This is a genomic window from Desulfovibrio sp. JY, assembly GCA_021730285.1.
GTDB lineage: Bacteria > Desulfobacterota > Desulfovibrionia > Desulfovibrionales > Desulfovibrionaceae > Solidesulfovibrio.
In genome coordinates, this window is the sequence record CP082962.1 from 4,006,605 (window position 1) to 4,023,196 (window position 16,592).

A 16,592-nucleotide genomic window follows, 5' to 3' on the forward strand; every position below is an offset into this window, starting at 1 on the left:
ACATTCCTACAGCAACGTATGAAGGCAATACTTAGTTTGGCAAAACCAAATAACTTTGTCCCGTCCATAACCCGATGATGGCGAAGACGCCGCCCATCAGGAAATCGCCCAGTATCAAGCCGATAAAAAGCAGCCGTACCCGCTTCATAAGCGCGATGCCGCCGTAGCGAAGCGTCAGGTGGTTGCACAGCCAGCCCAGGAAAAAGGAAAACCACATGATGCGCATGGCCGAGGAATACATGGTCAGGTAGCCCAGGGGATGGATGGGCCACCAGTAGAAGCGCTGGTAGGCGATGACCAGGGCGAACATGACCGCCGCGCCCATGAGCGTAAAGCCGATGGTGGTGGCGTTGGGCCCGGCCGGAGCCTCGAGCAGGCGCTGCACGTTTTCATAGGCCGTGGTCACGGTCTGGGTCTCCCAGTCCACCTGCAGGTCGCGAAGCCCGTATTTGTGGCACACGGCCAGCATGGCGGCGAACGATATGCCGACGGCCAGGGCCAGGGCCACGACGATGCCGGCCAGATAGAGATATTTGGGCCGCCTGCCCTCCCCTACCTTGGCCGCGTGGAAAAGCGACGGCAAAAGCGACTCGCGCAGGTCGACGAAAAGCACCTTCTGCATGACCGCGGCCATGAGCAGCCCCATGCGGCTGAAAAATCCGGAGCCGCAAAAAGCCAGCAACCCGTCGGTCGGCGCGGCGGTCAGGGTGAAGTAGGCGATGCCGCCCTGGCAGATGATGCGGCTGGCCACCAGCATGACCATGAAAAAGGCCCCGAAAAGCAGCACCGCCTGGCCAAGCGGCATCCCGAAGGACACGCTCCAGGCCACGAGCGCCCCGCCGCCGAGAAAAAGGCCCCACAAGGAAAGCGGCGCGCCCACCCACTCGGCCGCGTCCGTGCCGCCCAAACGGAAACGAAGCGCGTTTTTGGCCGAAAGCCACAAATGCTCCCGCCCAAGCCAAACCAGAAAGAGGAAAAAGACGCCATACGCCCCGATCATCTGGGTTTCCTCGGGCATGGTCAGCGTCGGGCCGAAGGTGACGCCAAGGGCCGCGGACGGCACCTGCTGGCCGATGATGTCGAGGAAGCCGTAAAAAAGGCCGCCGAGCAGAAAAAACACCCAGAAGCTCAGGGAAATCTGGCGGGCGGTCAGGTAGGCGAAGCCGATAAACGCCGGATAGAAATAGATCTTGAGCTTGGTGAAGCCGGAAAAAAGCCCTGTTTTGGGAAAATACGGCCCGGCCAGGATAAGCGTCGGAATCTGGGGCACCGAGGGATCGTAAAAACCGATGCCGTTTATGGTGTGCAGCAGGACGCTTACAAGCAGTCCGGCCAGCAGGAACCGGTCGGTCAAAAAGGCGGCCAGCCCCCCGGAGTCCACGGCCCCGGTCAAGGCCTCGGGCACGCGCAGCAGCGGAAAATTCATGCGCTCGTTGGAAATCCACTGCCGGGAAAAAAGGTTGGCCAGACACAGCATCACGAAAAAGCACAGCCCGATGAAAACGCCCCAGGTGGCAAGCGGCCCGATCCAGGCCTTCCAGGGAATGGCGGCCAGCACCTGGGTCCAGCTCATGGTGTAGCCGCCGGCCAGACCGTTATAGAGCGTCTCCACGGCTTTGTCGTCGCCCGGATACCAGCCGGCGGGCAGAAGCGGCCGCAGCACCGTGTTCCACTGGTTGCCGGCCGAGGCGAAATGGAGCGGCGCGGTCAGGTTGATGAAAAAGGTGCGGGCAAGGCCGGTGTGGGCCACGCCCGACACCACGACCATGAGCATCCACACGATCATGAGGTCGGTGCCGGTCAGCACGGCCTTGCCGCGAAAGAGCCGGCCAAGCACCGCCGCCAGAACGGTGAGCCAGGCCAGCACGAAAAACGGAGCCAGGGGGAAATGGCCGCCGCCCAGGGGCGTTGCGCCGTAATAGAGGTTATTGAGCGGCGTGACGGCGCATACGCCAAGGCCCAGGATCAGCCCCAGGGCAACAGCCCGCGCGCGTATCGCCCCGGCCGCTTTCACGCCCCCTCCTTGGCGTTGGCCGCCCGGCGCAACTGTTCCCGAAACTGCGTGAACACCTTGTCCTCATAAGATGTGCGCACCGATTCCTCCAGGGAGCGCCACACGAGCAGCTGCTTGCGCAAATCGTTGACAAAACCCTTGTTGAGCCGCTTCCACATGCCCGCCTCGCCAGCCACCCGCGACAACTCGACGTCGATTTCCAAATACCCCGGCGTATCGGCGGACGGAACGAAAAGAATGGTCACCTCCTGCTTGATGCCGAAATCGAAGGGCGCGAGCCACACCGTGCCGGTCAGGCTCATGCAGGAGGAAAGCTCCCAAAATGCCGCATGATGCTCCCGGGGATGCGGCGACGCGCCCGGTACCTCCCAGGGGCAATCGAACAGGCAACGCACGTCGGCCGTGGCGAAAAGCCCGTGGGAAACGTCCTGGTGGGTCTGGTAGTAATCGAAGAGAAATCCGCCGGCGCACTCCTGCTCGCGCACACGCACCAGAAACGGCAGCCGGGTTCGGATAATGCCGTCCACGGGAGTGGGCAGGGTCCAGGAGCGGTTGACGTCGGGGATGGCGATCTGGCCGGCCACGCGGGAGGGATAGATGACCGAGAGCAGCACCACGCCGATGACCAGCCCCATGGCCGCCACCCCGGCCATGGAGGAATAGTTGGCGGTCATGCCGGCCCAAAGGGGCGTGCCCGAAAGCAGCCCGGCGCAGACCTGGGCCAGCAGGTACCCCAGGACCACACTGATGACGGCAAAGGCCAGGGCCTCGGCGATGAAAAGAAAGGAGACATGGGACGGGGCCAGGCCCACGGCGGTGTAGACCCCGATTTCGCGTTTGCGCTCAAAGACCGCCCCGATCATGGTATTGAGCACGATGAGAACGGAAATGACCAGCGGGACCAGGATGTTGGGCACCCCGGCATAGCCCAGGGAATCGCCGGCATGGTAGAGGTAGACGCCGCCGTCCTGACCGGAAAAAACCGTCAGCCCGAATCGGTCGGCCAGTTTCATGGCCAGGGCGGAACCGTCGTCGGCCTGGGTCTTGCCCAGAGCCAGGACGGCGTTTCGCGGCGCGACCAGGATGGACTTGAGCTGCCCGCCAAGGCCCATGAGCGTATCGTAGGGGATGATGGCGGTCAGGTCGTCGTCCACATGCTGGTAACGGCTTTGCATGGTCCTGACGTCATCGCCCGATTCGGCGGCTTCCTTTTCGGCTTCGGACACCTCGACCGAGGCTTCGGAGGGATAGACCACCGGGGTAAGCGATTCGCCGTCCAGATCCACGCGCGTATCCAGGGCGTTCCTGTCAAAAAGGCCGGCCACGGTAAAGGGCCTCCCGAAAAGCGTCACCGTGTCGCCCGGGCCGACGCCAAGACGCCCCGCCATGGGCACGGGCAGGATAACGGCGTCGCGCTGTCCCGGCTCGAACCACCGCCCCGCCGTCAAGACTCCGCGCATCCGTCCGGCCTGCCCTTCGGCCGGCGACAGGCCAATGAGCCCCTGGACCGTTTCGACAGCCTTGCCGGCACGGATGGAAGTGGCCGGGGAAAGGGTCTTTTCCGGCAGCTCCAGCCAGGCCAGGGGCGCGACGACATCATCCCGGCCATAGGCGTCGCGCACCACGGAGAGGGCCTCCGGGGGGAGCGACCGCCAGCCCACGTTTTTCAGCAGCACGCCGTGATACGGGGCGTGTTCGGCATACAGCACCGCACCCTCGTCCCGGGTGGACTTGACGCTGGTGAAACTCATGATGGTGAAGGTCAAAATGACCAGCGTCAGGCAGGTGAGCGCGGTGCGGACCTTGCGGCGGCGCAGGTTGCTCACCCCGATCACGAAGGCGGCGGTAAAGGCGCGCATGCCGCCTATTTCCGCCGCGCCGGCATGGGAGGCCCGGCGTTGCAGGGACGTCATCTCGCGCTCGAAGCGCATGAAGATGATAAGCCCCACCATGACCGACAGGCCAAGGATGAAAAAGGCCAGAATGACGACCAGCGGGCTGTAGGTCAGGGCAAAAGCCGGGTGCACCTGATAGACCACGGCGATGACCGCGGCCAGGATGGCCAGAAACGCGGCAATGCGCTTGTGGATGTCGGCGTAGTTGAAAACCACCCGCTCCACGCAGTAGGCGAAGGGAATGAAAAGCGCGATATAGAAAAGGACGCCCAGCAGCACGTCGCGCTGGGTCTTTTCCACATCGTTGTAGACGCGAACGGCGAGCCCCCAGCTGGCCCTGGCGTCGGCGATCATGGCGTCGTAGCGCCTGTCCCTGCCGGCGGCCACGGCCTTGTCGTAGAGGTTTCGCCCCTTGGCCTCCAGTTCGCGGATGCGTTCGCTGACCACGCCGTGGTCCTCGAGATTCTTGACGCGGGGTCCGAGCAGCTCCCACATATCCCTGGCCCCGAGCATTTCGGTCGCGGGCAAAAGCGGCCAGGAGTCGATCAGGTAGCCGGAGCCGGTGGGGTTTTGGGGACTGGCGTTTAAAAGGATCAGCTTGCGGGCCAGGACGGTGTCGGACAGGATGCATTTAAAGGGCGTGCCCGGCTCGAGAAAGATGGACAGCAAGGTGGAATCGAGGGTGTCCAGACGGCTGAACCACATGCGCAGCGGCGGCGCTTCGCGTCTGGCGTCCAGCAGGTCGATGCGGGTGAAATAGCGAAACGAACGCGGATCAAAGGCCGAGAAAAGCGTCGTCTGCTCGCAGGCGAACATGATCAGATCGGTCTCCATGGCGTTGCGGTTCATCTTGACCCGATACGCCTCCTTGCCGGTCTGCTTTTTGTCGATGGCCCACATGGCCGCGCCGGTGTCCGGATCGAAGCGGAAACCCTCGATGACGGCCTTGTCCAGGACGTACTTCTTGTTGGCCAAGCCGCTGACCAGGAAGCCGCCACGGGTGTCGGTCATGGCGTAAAACCGCGTCTTGCCCTGGTAGACGCAAAGGACAGTGTCCGGGGCCGGCCGTTCGGGGAACAGTTCACCCTGGCGGATGAAGTTGACCCGGCCGGTGAGCGTGGAAAAGACGTTTCGCGGCCGTTTGTCGCCAACGGCGAAATCCGGGGCGGCCATGGCCGCGACCGTGTCCGTGACGAAGCGCGACTGGCGGGCAAGCGAAGCCTCGTCGACGCGGTCCGGCGTATCCCCGGGCGTCCCCCAGGCCAGACGCGCGTCGCCGACGGTGGCCAGCGTCACGCCGAGCACACCGGCGATATTGCCTATCTCGCCGCCAAGGGGCGGCCGGTCGGGCAACAGCCCCTGCCAGGGCTGTTCGCGGTCGTCGCGCATGCCGTCGCGGTAGTAGTCGGCCGGGAGGGCCTGGACCCTGGCGGCGGCCGCCGCCGCCTTGGCCAGGGAACGGTTGATGCGGCCGTAAGCCTGGGTGGGCTTGACCCCGGGCTTGACATCGAAGGCGAACCCCTGGGCAAAGCTGCCCACCCCCTCGCCGTGGCTGGAAAGATAGAGCGAAACCTGGGCCAGGATGTCCTTGTCGCCGACCAGCCGCCGCAGTGCCCGGGCGCTGGCCACACATTCCGCCTCGACTTCGGCCGAAGCCATACCGACGCCAAGCCGTTCCCGGGTGGCGGGGATCAGGGCGAGCATGGAAGCCGCCTCGGCCTCGGTCAGCCCGGAATATTCCTCGCGCCACAAAAGCTTGCGCAAGCCGGCCCGCTTTTTGGCCAAAGCGTCGATGGCCGCCGCGTCCTTTTGTCCCGGCGCCAGGCGCAGGCGCATAAGCTGCGTGCTTAAGCCGTCCACCTCGTCTTTGAGGGTCTCGAGCAAGGCCTTGTACAGCCTTGTGCGATCCTCGCCGACCTCGTCCTTGGCCGTTGCCCCGGGCTTTAGCGCGATGGCGGTCAACGCGGTCGGGCCGGCCTGCTCCAAGGCGGAAAGAGCCGCCAGCGTGGCCTTACCTTCCTTAATGGAATGCTTGAGGTCCTTGAGCCTTCCGCGCAGATATTTGCCCTTGGTCCGCAGGGCGGCGTAAAATTCCCGCAATCCGGCCAGGGCCTGGGCATGGCCGGAAGTGGCCACCAGCAGGGTCGGCCGAGCCGGCGGCGCGGCGGCCAGGGTTCTGGCCAGACGCACAAGCGTCGCCACGGAGCCGGCCTCGTCCGCGCCCGGGGCATGGCCTGGGGCGAAGGCGGCGGCATCGTAGGGAGCCTCGACCACGAGCAGTTCGCCGGCAAGAGACGGGTCCGTGCCGGGGAAAAGCAGCATGACGTCATGGGCCACGGCCGGACGCCAGACGGCCTGGCCGGCAAGGGTCGCCCCCGGCCCGGCCGGATCGCCGGTCAGCTTCGTGTAATCGCCGAACAGCTCCCGGGCCGCGGCGGCGGACAGCAGGAAGCGCGGAAACCGCACCGGGGTCAGCTCGAATTTGTCCTTGAACATGCCGGCGTCGGCCGGATCGTCGGCGGGGCTGTCGTCGACATAGATCACGGCCTTGGCGTCGAGCTGGGCGGCGGCCTGCCAGTTGCGGCCCGAATCGAGGTCCATGAGCACGATGGCCCCGGCCGGAAGCTTGCCGTCGAAGTCGCGGTAGGCCCCCTTGCCGGCGTAAAGAACGGGGCCGGTCAGGCCGTGTGGCGGCACGGTCCCGGGGGACAGGGCATTGAGCGCCAAGGGGGCGATGGGGGCTTGGCCGCCGCCGGCAACGGCAAGCGTTGCCGGTGAGTGGGCCACCACGGGCAGACGGTAGGCCAGCCGCTCCACGTCGCCGACGCCAAGGCCCTTGAAAAAGGCCTCCAGGGCGTCGGCCGCGACCGCGCAGCCGGCCGAACCCGTTTCGCGATCGCCAAGTCCGGCCAGGGCCAGGGTGACGCCGCGCTCCAGGGAACCGCCATCAAGCGGCGCGGCCAGCCAGGCCCCGGCCATGGCCGCGGCGCGCGGATCGGCCTTGGCGAGCTTCCGGGCCGGTCTGGCCCAGGCGCTTACGACGACGCACAGCAGGCACACGACAAGCGCCGCCCGGACGGCCAGCCGCCCGACTGCCCGGCTTTTTTGCGATAGGGCCTGCGCCATGGACCCTCAGTCCTCTCTGGTCCCGATGGTTCCCACGGAAATATTGAGCTGGTCGCGTTCCTCGATCTTGTCGATACGGCCGTCGCGAATCCAGACAACCCGGTCGGAAACATTGAGCATCTTGTAGTCGTGGGTGGCCGAGATGACCGTGACGCCCCGCTCGCTGCTTAAGCGCTTTAAAAGCGCGATGATCTCTTCGCCGGTGGTGAGGTCCAGGTTGCCGGTGGGTTCGTCGGCCAGGATGATGGACGGGGTGTTGGCCAGGGACCGGGCGATGGCCACCCGCTGCTGCTGGCCGCCGGAAAGCTCCTGGGGCCTGTGGGCGTGGCGATCGCGAAGCCCCACCAATCCCAAAAGCTCCAGCCCCTTTTCCGTGGCCTCGTCCTGGGGCACGCCGGCAAAGGTCATGGGTAGGGTGACGTTTTCCAGCGCCGTCATGACCTGGATGAGGTTGAAGGTCTGGAAGATGTAGCCGATCTTGCGGTTTCGAAGCCAGGCCAGCTCGTAGGCGTCGAGCTGGGCGATATCCACCTCGTCGATGAACACCTTGCCGGAGCTCGGCTTGTCCAGGCCGCCGATCATGTTGAAAAGCGTGGATTTGCCCGAGCCCGATGGCCCCATGATGGACAGGTATTCGCCGGCCCGTATGGTCAGGTCCACGCCGCGAAGGGCCGTGACCTCCTGGGCGCCCATGGTGAAGGTCTTGGCCACCCCGGCCACGCGGACGATATTGTGCGCCTCGGCCATGCCGCGCCGTCTCCCGATTTCTGCTAGGTCCGGAAACCGCGTCCGAACGTCATTCCTGAGCCCGCATGGCCTCGACGGGCCGCATCCGGGCGGCCACGATGGCCGGGTACACCACGCCAAGAAGGCTCAGGCCCGCGCCCACCGTGATGGACACGGCCAGGACCCGGCCGAGGCCGGCCACGGACGTCGCCGCCGTCCCGGACAGGCCGTAGCGGACAAGGCCCACCAGAAGCGCGCCCAGGATGCCGACCAACGCGCCGACAAACGAGCCGGCCAGCCCCTGCATGCCGGCTTCGAGCAAAAAAAGCCGTAAAATGAAGCGGTCAAGCGCTCCCAGGCACTTCATGGTGCCGATTTCCCGAAACCGCTCGGTCACGGCCATGAGCTGGGCGTTGACGATGCCCACCGTGCACACCAGAAGCGACAGCATGACGATCCAGCGCTCCTTGGGGCTGGCCCCAAGGCTCTCGGCCTCGGCGGCGGCCAGGGCCGGCGGCGGCGCCACGGCGGGCAGGTCATAGCCGGCGTCGATGAGCGCAGCGCGAAAGCCGGGTTTTCCGGCGCGCAACATGCCGGAAGCGATCTCGGAGCCGGTCAAGATGAAGCTTAAAAAGGCCACGGCCAAAACGAGGCTCGCCACCGTGACCATGGAACGCAAAAACCGGACGCGGATGTTTTTAACGCTTATTTCGAGCGCCTTGCGAAACGGCAACACGACCTGTCTGGCGATCTTCGCCCGACCGGGCGCAAGGGAAGAGGAAATACCGTGCCTGTGCCGCATCGACCGTCCATGGGCGGGCAAGACCGCCACGTTCCTGTTTTTTCCCGAAATACAAAAAGGTTAATTTCGATTCTTGACAGAAAGCCGGCGCGTTGCCAAGGCCGTCAAGCGTCGTGAGGGTGACGACGCCTTTATTTTTTGGCGCGCTTTTTGGGAATCTCGATGCCGTATTTCTGGATTTTGTAGTTGAGCGCCCGGCGGCTGACGCCCAAAAGCGGCGCGGCGGCCTTCTGGACCCAGTTGGCCTGCTCCAGCGCCCGCACGATGGCCGCCTTCTCGCTGGCGTCAAGCGACAGCGGCTCCTCGCCTTCGGCCGGACGGCGCGGCCCCTTGCCCGCGAGCGGCAGCTGGAGATCTTCCGAGGCGAGCACCCCGTCCGTGCACAGGACCACGCCGGCCTCCAGGGCGTTTCGCAGCTGGCGCACGTTGCCCGGCCAGGGATAGGCGGTCAGGTAGGCCATGGTCTCGGCCGGCACGGTCACGATCGGCATGCCCTGGGCGGCGCAGAACTGACGGATGAAATGCTCGGCCAGGACGGGGATGTCCTCGCGCCGCTCCCGCAGCGGCGGCACATTGATGGTCACCACCTTGAGGCGATAGAGCAGGTCCTCGCGGAAAACCCCCTGGGAGACCTGCTCGAAAATGTCGGCGTTGGTGGCGGCAATGACCCGGCAGTCCACCTGGATTTCCCGCACGTCGCCGATACGGCGTATCCGGTGATTTTCCAGAAACCGCAGCAGCCGCAGCTGCATCTCGTTGGAGATGTTGCCGATTTCGTCGAGGAAAAGCGTCCCTTTGTCGGCCTGCTCAATGAGCCCCTTCTTGTCCTTGACGGCGTGGGTGAACGAGCCCTTGACGTGGCCGAAAAGCTCGGATTCAAGCAGCCCCGCCGGCGTGGAGCCGCAGTCGACCGTCACCAGCGGCCCGGCCTTGCGCAGGCTCCTGCGGTGAATGCAGTTGGCGACAAGCTCCTTGCCGGTGCCGGACTCGCCAAGGACGAGCACGTTGACGTCGCGGGAGGCCACACGCTCGATCAGCGCGGCCAGATCGCGCATGGCCGGACTTTTGCCCACGAGCCCGGACTCGGCCATGTCCGACGGCAGCGAATTTTCGCCGCCTCCGAACTTGGCGAAGACCTCGGCCACGCGCGAAAGCAACTCCTGGCCGTCGAAGGGCTTGGTCAGGTAATCCACGGCCCCGTGCTTGATTGCCTCGACCGCGCCGGGAATGCTGCCGTGGGCGGTGAGAAAGATGATGGGCAGTCTCAGGCCACGGCGCACCATCTCTTCCTGAAGGCGCATGCCGTCCATGCCGGGCATGCGGATATCGGAAATGAGCAGGCGCACGGGCCGCGAGGAAAGTATCTCCAGGGCCTCGGCCCCGTCCTGGGCCGTGACCACGTCGTAACCGGCCGAGACCAGGCGGACCTCCAACACCTCCAGGATATGGGGGTCGTCATCCACGGCCAGGATGATCTTGCGCGGTTCCGGGGCGTTTTTCATTGGCATTGCGTGCTCGCGGCCACGGCGGCGGGCATCAGAAATTGCTCAGGCCCTTTTTCTTTTCCTGAATCTGCTGGTGGATGGTTTCCAGGGCCCGGACCTGCTGCTGGAGGCTCTTGCGCACCTGGGCCTCGCGTTCGGTCAGCTTCTTGGCGCATTCCTTGTCCAGGGCGGCCTTTTGCTCCTTGAGCGCGGAGGCCGGACGCAGCGTATGCAGGGCCGGCAGCAGAAAACGCAGGTCCTCGCCGTTGCCGCCGGGAGGCGAGGCCTTGGCCCAGGCGTCGAGCAGGTCGAGGGCCGCGGCGTACTCCGTGTCGTTGGCGGCCTGGGCCAGCTTGACCGCACCCAACGCGAACTGGGAACGCAGACGCACGGTCCGATCCTTTTCGACCGTGCACGCCTCGCGCCACAAGGCCATGGCATAGCGCAGCTTGCCTTCGTCGTAGGCGCACACGCCCTGGTCATACAGGGTATTGTGGTCGGGTTCGCAGGCCGGGGAGACGGACGCCGCATGGGCCGTCGCTATCGGCGGCGCGGGGGCGACGGGAACGGGTGGCTTCTTGGCGCAGCCGACGGCGGCGCAAAACGCCAGGGCGCAAAGCGCCCAAGCGAGGTTCTTTCCGAACAGGGAAGTCGCGTGGTGGACCATATCAGCTTGTTGTCCCCTCGACAGGGATTGTAAAGTAAAACGTGCAGCCTTTGCCGGACAGGCTCGACAGCCAGATGTTGCCGCCGTGGGCTTCGACGATGGTCTTGGCGATGGACAGGCCAAGGCCGATGCCGTCAGTCGTGCGCTTGGTGCGCGCGCCCCGGTAATATTTGCTGAAGACGTGGGGCTGTTCCTCTTCGGGAATGCCCGGGCCTTCGTCCGTTATGCTCAAAAGAAGCTTGTGGCCGCCGTCGGCCATCTCCAACCCCACCAGCACCGTGCGCTCGGGCGGCGAAAACTTCACCGCGTTGCCGATCAGGTTGTAAAGCGCCTGTCCCAAAAGCTCCCGATCGCCGACCACGGACACGATGTCGCGGCCCACGCGCGCCGTCAAGCGGATGAGCTTGGCTTCCGCCGCCGGCGCGGCTTTTTCCAGGGTTTCCCGGACCAGCTCCTCGGGATTGAAGGTCGCCGGGGAGAGATCCACGATTTGCGAGGCCATGCTCGAGACCTTGAGCAGGCTCGTCAGCATGACGGAAATGCGCTGGAGCTCGTCGCTGGCGATGTCGAGAAAGCGTTTCTGGCGCTCGTTGACGTCGCCGAGCACCCGCTCGCGCATGAGGTTGACCGATTCGCGAATGGACGTCAGCGGCGTCCTGATCTCGTGGCTGACCATGTCGATGAAGTCCGTGCGCATGCGCTCTTCTTCCTTGAGGCGCACGGTCATATCGTTAAAGGCCGCCCCGAGTTCGCCCAGCTCGTCCCTGGACAACACGCGGATGGGCTCGAGACGCCCGTCGCGGGTGTAGGCCCGAATGCCCCGGCGCAGCTCACGCAGGGAACGGCTCAAGGAATAGGTGAGATACAGGATGCCGAGCAGTCCCACGGCAATGGAGATGGCAAGGCCGGTGACACCGCGATTGGACGCCACCTCGCCGATGCGGAAAAGCTCCCGCATGCCCGATTCCAGCACCCGCTCGTTGTCCTGGCGGGCGCTGACCACGATGCGCATCCATTTGTTGAGCTTCTCCTGGTCGATCCAGGGCTCGCCGGCCAGCTCCTTGCCCTGGGCCAGATCGGGGAAGGCCTCGCGGAATTCGGCGTGCAGCTCCTCCCAGGCGGAAAAGCCCTCGTAGCGAAACCACAGGATGCTCCAGATGGCATTCTTGTATTCGTTGAGCGCATTGAGAAAATTTTTCTTGTACTCGTCGGAATGCAGGATCTCGTACTTCTTCTGGTTCTCTTCCATGGCCAGCAGACTGTCGACCAGCCGCTGGGAGATGCTCAGGACCTCGATGCGGACCTTGACGATGTCCCGGGAGATATTGACGGATTCCTTGATGTAGATCAGCAGCGTGGAGGTGGTGAAATAGGCCACGACCATGATCCCGATATAGACCGCCAGCAGCTTGAAGAGGATGCCGTATTGCTTGATGGGTCTGCGGTAGAGATACATGGCGGTGGGGGACGGCGGCAGGGCGGCGTTTGCGCGGCAAGGGGATGCGGGGAAAACCCTGTCCCGATGTTATTTGGCGGCGAAGAGTTCCTGCTCGAGGGTATGGGGCCGGCGGATGTTGGTCAGCACCAGCCGCTGGCTGCTCGAGGCGGTGAGGATGACCTTGCCGTAGCCGAGAAGCCCGCCGAAAAGCCCTGGCTCGCACTTGACCGACTCGACCTTGCCGATGTCCAGGGAAAAGGAGCCAAAGAGGGCGTCGTCGCACACAAGCCGCCGGTCCGTAACTCCCACCCGCAGCGTGAAAAAGGAGAAAAGCCGCACCAGGGCGAGAAGCGTGAAGAGGATGAAAAAGACGTAGCGTACGAGCCAGACCGCCACGGTGATGATCTTGGGCAGGAATTTCTCAAGCTCGTCGGGGACCTTGAATTGGGCCAGGGAAAGCAGGGTCGGGCCGCTCGACCAGATGACGAGCGCCACCACGAAAAGTAGCACGGCCTTGGCCAGCACAACCCAGTGCTTGCCGGTCCGGTACAGAATTTCCTCTCCCTCGAAAACGAGGCCGTTTAAACTCATGGCTTCCCTACCCCCAAGGCGACATGTCCGCCCCGGCCGCCAACGACGCGACCATAGGCAGTGCGAGGGATTATCCGAAAATGGCGTCCAAGGCAAAGCCTTCCTCGGGCTCATCCCGCAAGCGACGCCACAGCCAGCGCCCAGGCGGCGCAAAGCGCCCCGGCCGCCGCCAGACCGAAAAGCGTCTGGGCTGCCGGACCAGGCCGTCCCCCGTGCCGAAGCGTCCATCCGGCAACAAGTCCCAGGACCGCCCCGGAGACAAAGCCGAACAGATGGCCGGCCAGATCCACCGCGCCGGTATCCTCGGAGCCGGCTCCGAGCATGGCAAGGAGCATCAGCACCGCGCCGGCCGCGACAAAGCGGCGCACCGACAGCCTGGGATGCGGGGGGCAGGCCAGGCGCATGCCGCCAAGGGCCCCGAGCGCCCCGAAAACCGCTGTCGAAGCGCCCAGAAAATAGAGCCCCGGTCCCTGGATGCAGGCCTTGAGCACATTGCCGCCGATCCCGGCCGCAACCGTCAGGGCGAGCCCGAGCCCAAGCCCGGTCTCCCGGCACAAAAAGCTCAAAAAAAGCGCGGCGCAGGCGACGTTGCCGAAAAGATGGGCCGGATCGGCGTGCAGACACAGGGCCGTTGCGGCGCGCCACCACTGGCCGGCCAGCATGGCCGCCGTGTCGCCGCCGCCAACGGTCTTCCACGGGATGCGCCGGCCGAAAAGCGTGGCGTCACCGAGCAAAAGACCCCAAAACCCCGCCGTCACGCCCATGACGGCCAAAACGGACCAGGTCGCCGAAGGCCGCGACGGCTCCGCTTCGGGATCGGGCAACACGACGTTTTCCCGCTCGTCCAGATACGCCCGGATTTCGGCCAGGGCCTCGTCGGCCCGGCGACGGGGCACGTAAAGCCGCCAGGCCCCGTCCTGACGCCTCAGCGCATGGGGAATGCCGCGCGCGGTCAGCACGTACGTCCAGTCCCTGGCCCGGATTTCCGTGACCGGCCAGCCGTTTTCGGTCGGCAGATCGGGAGTGAGGTCGCGCAGCCCCGGGCGCGGCCACAGAAGCGGCCGCCTAGGAGAAGGCGACGCCCCATCGGCCATGGGCTTGCGGGGAACGCCGTCGCTCATGACCGGCCGCCACGGAAAAAACGCCGCAAAGAGAAAAGGGTCATACCCGGCGTCCTATACGACAAACCGGCGACAATTCGCAATGCGGCGCTCTCGCGGCCTCTTTGCCCCTTGCCGCCGCATCCGCCCGTTTGATAAAGCCACGACCATGAACCAGGAACGCCGCATTTTCTACTCCGCCTTTTTGCTCATCATACTGGCCGCCGCCTTGTACCTGGCCTATATCGTGTTGCGGCCCTTTCTCGACATCCTGATCATCGGCGTGGTCCTGTCGGCGCTTTTCCGGCCGGTGCATCGCCGCATCGACGCCCTTTGCGGCAAACGGCCCACGGTGTCGGCGCTCGTCACCACGTGCCTCATCTTCACCTGCCTCATCATTCCGGTTTTTTTCTTCCTGGGCTCGCTCGTGACCCAGGGGGTGCAGTCGGTCAACGCCCTGCAGGCCCATCTTTCCACGATGGACTTCAACGCGTTTTTCACCCACGAGGCCGTGGCGCCCTATCTGGACTGGGTCCAGAAACATATGCCGTTTCTGGACGTGAAGAAACTGGCGCTTCGGGCCGATCTGCTGTCCATCTCCAAGAATGCCGGCCAAATTCTGCTCAACAGCGGCACGACCATCATCGGCAACGTCTTCGTCCTGACGATGAACTTCGTCATCCTCATCTTCGTGCTGTTTTTCCTGATCCGCGACGGCGAGGCCATGCTCGCGCGGGTGCGCTACCTGCTCCCCCTGTCGACCGACCAGGAGGACCGGATTTTCCGCCAACTCGACGACGTGGCCAAGTCGGTCATCCTCGGCGCGTTCCTCATCGCCCTGGCCCAGGGGGCGGCCGGCGGCCTCGGGCTCTTCATCGTCGGCATCCAGCCTTTTTTCTGGGGCTGCATGATGGGGTTCGCCTCGCTTATTCCGGTGGTCGGCACGGCCATCATCTGGCTGCCCGTATCCATATACCTCATCGTGACCGGCCAGTGGCAATGGGGCGTTTTTCTCATCGCCTGGGGCGCGCTGGTGGTCTCCAGCATCGATTCGATCATCCGGCCGATCCTCATGCGCAACCGGTCCAAGATGTCTACTTTCTGGGTGTTTCTGGCCATTATCGGCGGCATCAAGTTCTTCGGGGCGCTCGGCATCCTCTACGGCCCGCTGGTGCTGGGGTTCGCCATGGTGATGCTGTCGCTTTACGCCGAGGATTACAGCCACGTGCTCAACGACCGCAACCTGGGCAACGCGTGCGAATCGGCCCCACCGCTCAACGCCAAATAAAAAGCCCCCCTTTCGGAGGGCTCGATCGCCGATTCCGGGCGGCCCCGACGGACCGCCCGTTCCTCAGACGGGACACTCCACACCCTTGGTCGACCCGGGGCCGGCCAGAGGCCGAAAGCACTTCTTCCCCGCGCCGCAGACCGGGCATTTCCAATCGTCCGGCAAATCCTCGAACCTGGTTCCGGCCGGGATTTTGCCTTTGCGATCGCCCTTGTCGGGATTGTAAATGTAGCCGCAATTGGTGGTCTGGCACTGCCACATTTCTTCCGGCGCAGCCATGGGGTGCTCCTTTAGAAGAGAGTAGGACGATGCGAGAGGGGAAACCCTTTAAAAAGGGTTCTCCCCTCTCGCGCTCTCCCCTTCCTAAAGTTTATAACGTGGCACAGCTTATCAGCAACACATTATTATAAAAGTCTTTTGAAAGGGGGCCCGGGGGGAAACTTTTCTTCAGAAAAGTTTCCCCCCGGTTCATCCTCAGTCGACCTTGAAAAAAGCCTTGGCCAGGGCCTGGCAGACCGGGCACTTGTCCGGCACGGAACCGGCGACGGTGTAGCCGCACACGGAGCAGACGTACCAGTCCTGATCCGGGAAGCCGGCCACGTCCTTGGCCGCCTCGGAATACAGCTTGGCATGCAGTTCCTCGACGGCGTTGGCGAAGGTGAAGCCGCGCTCGGCGGCCTTGTTACCCTCGGCCTTGGCGTCCTCGATCATGCCCGGATACATGCTCTTGAACTCATGGGTTTCACCGGCAATGGCGTCCTTCAGGTTGGCGGCCGTGTCGCCGATGCCGTCCATGTTGCGAAGATGGGTGTGGGCGTGGACGGTCTCGGCGGCGGCAGCGGCCTTGAAAAGCTTGGCCACGCCGATATGACCTTCCTTCTCGGCCTGGGCAGCGTAGGCGAGGTACTTGCGGTTAGCCTGGGATTCGCCGGCAAAAGCTTCCTTGAGATCTTCGAGGGTCTTACTCATCGTTACGTTCTCCTTTTAGAGGATTCAGTTTTGTTTGACAGGTTGCATCTTGCACAGACACTTGCGACACACGCCGCGCACCAGCACCTGGGCGTCACGCGCCTGTCCCCAGTCGGCAACCGACTCGGGCAGGTCGTCCAGCCCGGCGCCGGGCATGGAAAAATCCTCGATGGACCCGCAGCACAAGCACACCAGGTGGTGATGCGGCGTCACATCGCCGTCGAAACGCCCCTCCTCCCCCCTGCCCGGGACCCGCGTCACCAGCCCGCGCGCCTCGAACGAGGCCAGGGTCCGGTAGACGGTGTCGAGGGATATGGCCGGGGCCTCGGCACGCACCCTCCGCCACACCGTCTCGGCCGACGGATGGTCCTTGGCCTCCGCCATGGCCTTGTATACCAGATATCTCTGGTTGGTAAACTTCAGGCCGCTTTTGGCGAAGAGTTGCTTGAGGGTTTCAATCGACATAGTTTTTATTCCTAGTTGCTTTTGATT

General features: G+C 64.3%; 13 protein-coding genes. 1 reads left to right on the forward strand and 12 read right to left on the reverse strand.

From position 1 onward, the window contains the following. Positions 1 to 31: 31 nt before the first annotated feature. From K9F62_17975 to K9F62_18015, 9 genes are all read right to left on the reverse strand, one after another. Positions 32 to 2,014, reverse strand: coding sequence for a hypothetical protein (locus K9F62_17975; protein ID UJX40561.1), 1,983 nt, complete (start codon positions 2,012 to 2,014; stop codon positions 32 to 34). Next, a complete protein-coding gene (locus tag K9F62_17980) occupies positions 2,011 to 7,035 on the reverse strand; it encodes an ABC transporter permease (GenBank protein UJX40562.1) in 5,025 nt (1,674 codons plus the stop codon). The genes K9F62_17975 and K9F62_17980 overlap by 4 nt, the downstream gene beginning before the upstream one ends. Before the next feature lie 6 nt (positions 7,036 to 7,041). Further along, positions 7,042 to 7,782, reverse strand: a complete 741-nt coding sequence (locus K9F62_17985; GenBank protein ID UJX40563.1) for an ABC transporter ATP-binding protein — start codon at positions 7,780 to 7,782, stop codon at positions 7,042 to 7,044. A gap of 49 nt (positions 7,783 to 7,831) precedes the next feature. Continuing rightward, entirely contained in the window at positions 7,832 to 8,563 is a 732-nt protein-coding gene (locus K9F62_17990; GenBank protein ID UJX40564.1) for an ABC transporter permease, read from the reverse strand. 131 nt (positions 8,564 to 8,694) lie between these two features. Continuing rightward, positions 8,695 to 10,065 carry a sigma-54 dependent transcriptional regulator gene (locus tag K9F62_17995; protein UJX43244.1) on the reverse strand — a complete coding sequence of 457 codons (1,371 nt, stop codon included), beginning with the start codon at positions 10,063 to 10,065 and terminating at the stop codon, positions 8,695 to 8,697. A 34-nt stretch (positions 10,066 to 10,099) separates the two neighbouring features. Continuing rightward, entirely contained in the window at positions 10,100 to 10,714 is a 615-nt protein-coding gene (locus K9F62_18000; protein UJX40565.1) for a hypothetical protein, read from the reverse strand. A 1-nt stretch (position 10,715) separates the two neighbouring features. Next, entirely contained in the window at positions 10,716 to 12,170 is a 1,455-nt protein-coding gene (locus K9F62_18005; protein ID UJX40566.1) for a HAMP domain-containing histidine kinase, read from the reverse strand. A gap of 69 nt (positions 12,171 to 12,239) precedes the next feature. After that, the gene (locus tag K9F62_18010) at positions 12,240 to 12,743 is read right to left on the reverse strand and encodes a PH domain-containing protein (GenBank protein ID UJX40567.1); all 504 of its coding nucleotides are present in this window, start codon (positions 12,741 to 12,743) and stop codon (positions 12,240 to 12,242) included. A gap of 110 nt (positions 12,744 to 12,853) precedes the next feature. Continuing rightward, positions 12,854 to 13,864, reverse strand: coding sequence for a rhomboid family intramembrane serine protease (locus K9F62_18015; GenBank protein ID UJX40568.1), 1,011 nt, complete (start codon positions 13,862 to 13,864; stop codon positions 12,854 to 12,856). Positions 13,865 to 14,012: 148 nt separating this feature from the next. On the opposite strand from K9F62_18015, the gene K9F62_18020 reads away from it, so the two are divergent. Further along, positions 14,013 to 15,131 carry an AI-2E family transporter gene (locus tag K9F62_18020; GenBank protein ID UJX40569.1) on the forward strand — a complete coding sequence of 373 codons (1,119 nt, stop codon included), beginning with the start codon at positions 14,013 to 14,015 and terminating at the stop codon, positions 15,129 to 15,131. A gap of 63 nt (positions 15,132 to 15,194) precedes the next feature. On the opposite strand, the gene K9F62_18025 is transcribed toward K9F62_18020, so the two are convergent. From K9F62_18025 to K9F62_18035, 3 genes are all read right to left on the reverse strand, one after another. Continuing rightward, the gene (locus K9F62_18025) at positions 15,195 to 15,410 is read right to left on the reverse strand and encodes a rubredoxin (GenBank protein UJX40570.1); all 216 of its coding nucleotides are present in this window, start codon (positions 15,408 to 15,410) and stop codon (positions 15,195 to 15,197) included. A 195-nt stretch (positions 15,411 to 15,605) separates the two neighbouring features. Then, positions 15,606 to 16,100, reverse strand: coding sequence for a rubrerythrin family protein (locus K9F62_18030; GenBank protein ID UJX40571.1), 495 nt, complete (start codon positions 16,098 to 16,100; stop codon positions 15,606 to 15,608). A 24-nt stretch (positions 16,101 to 16,124) separates the two neighbouring features. Next, entirely contained in the window at positions 16,125 to 16,565 is a 441-nt protein-coding gene (locus K9F62_18035; protein UJX40572.1) for a transcriptional repressor, read from the reverse strand. Positions 16,566 to 16,592: the final 27 nt, after the last annotated feature.

Excerpts from the sequence above, each read along its gene's own strand:
- K9F62_17980 (UJX40562.1), bottom strand. The coding sequence starts at position 7,035 with ATGGCGCAGGCCCTATCGCAAAAAAGCCGGGCAGTCGGGCGGCTGGCC.
- K9F62_17985 (UJX40563.1), bottom strand. The coding sequence starts at position 7,782 with ATGGCCGAGGCGCACAATATCGTCCGCGTGGCCGGGGTGGCCAAGACC.
- K9F62_17990 (UJX40564.1), bottom strand. The coding sequence starts at position 8,563 with ATGCGGCACAGGCACGGTATTTCCTCTTCCCTTGCGCCCGGTCGGGCG.
- K9F62_17995 (UJX43244.1), bottom strand. The coding sequence starts at position 10,065 with ATGAAAAACGCCCCGGAACCGCGCAAGATCATCCTGGCCGTGGATGAC.
- K9F62_18000 (UJX40565.1), bottom strand. The coding sequence starts at position 10,714 with ATGGTCCACCACGCGACTTCCCTGTTCGGAAAGAACCTCGCTTGGGCG.
- K9F62_18005 (UJX40566.1), bottom strand. The coding sequence starts at position 12,170 with ATGTATCTCTACCGCAGACCCATCAAGCAATACGGCATCCTCTTCAAG.
- K9F62_18010 (UJX40567.1), bottom strand. The coding sequence starts at position 12,743 with ATGAGTTTAAACGGCCTCGTTTTCGAGGGAGAGGAAATTCTGTACCGG.
- K9F62_18015 (UJX40568.1), bottom strand. The coding sequence starts at position 13,864 with ATGAGCGACGGCGTTCCCCGCAAGCCCATGGCCGATGGGGCGTCGCCT.
- K9F62_18020 (UJX40569.1), top strand. The coding sequence starts at position 14,013 with ATGAACCAGGAACGCCGCATTTTCTACTCCGCCTTTTTGCTCATCATA.
- K9F62_18025 (UJX40570.1), bottom strand. The coding sequence starts at position 15,410 with ATGGCTGCGCCGGAAGAAATGTGGCAGTGCCAGACCACCAATTGCGGC.
- K9F62_18030 (UJX40571.1), bottom strand. The coding sequence starts at position 16,100 with ATGAGTAAGACCCTCGAAGATCTCAAGGAAGCTTTTGCCGGCGAATCC.
- K9F62_18035 (UJX40572.1), bottom strand. The coding sequence starts at position 16,565 with ATGTCGATTGAAACCCTCAAGCAACTCTTCGCCAAAAGCGGCCTGAAG.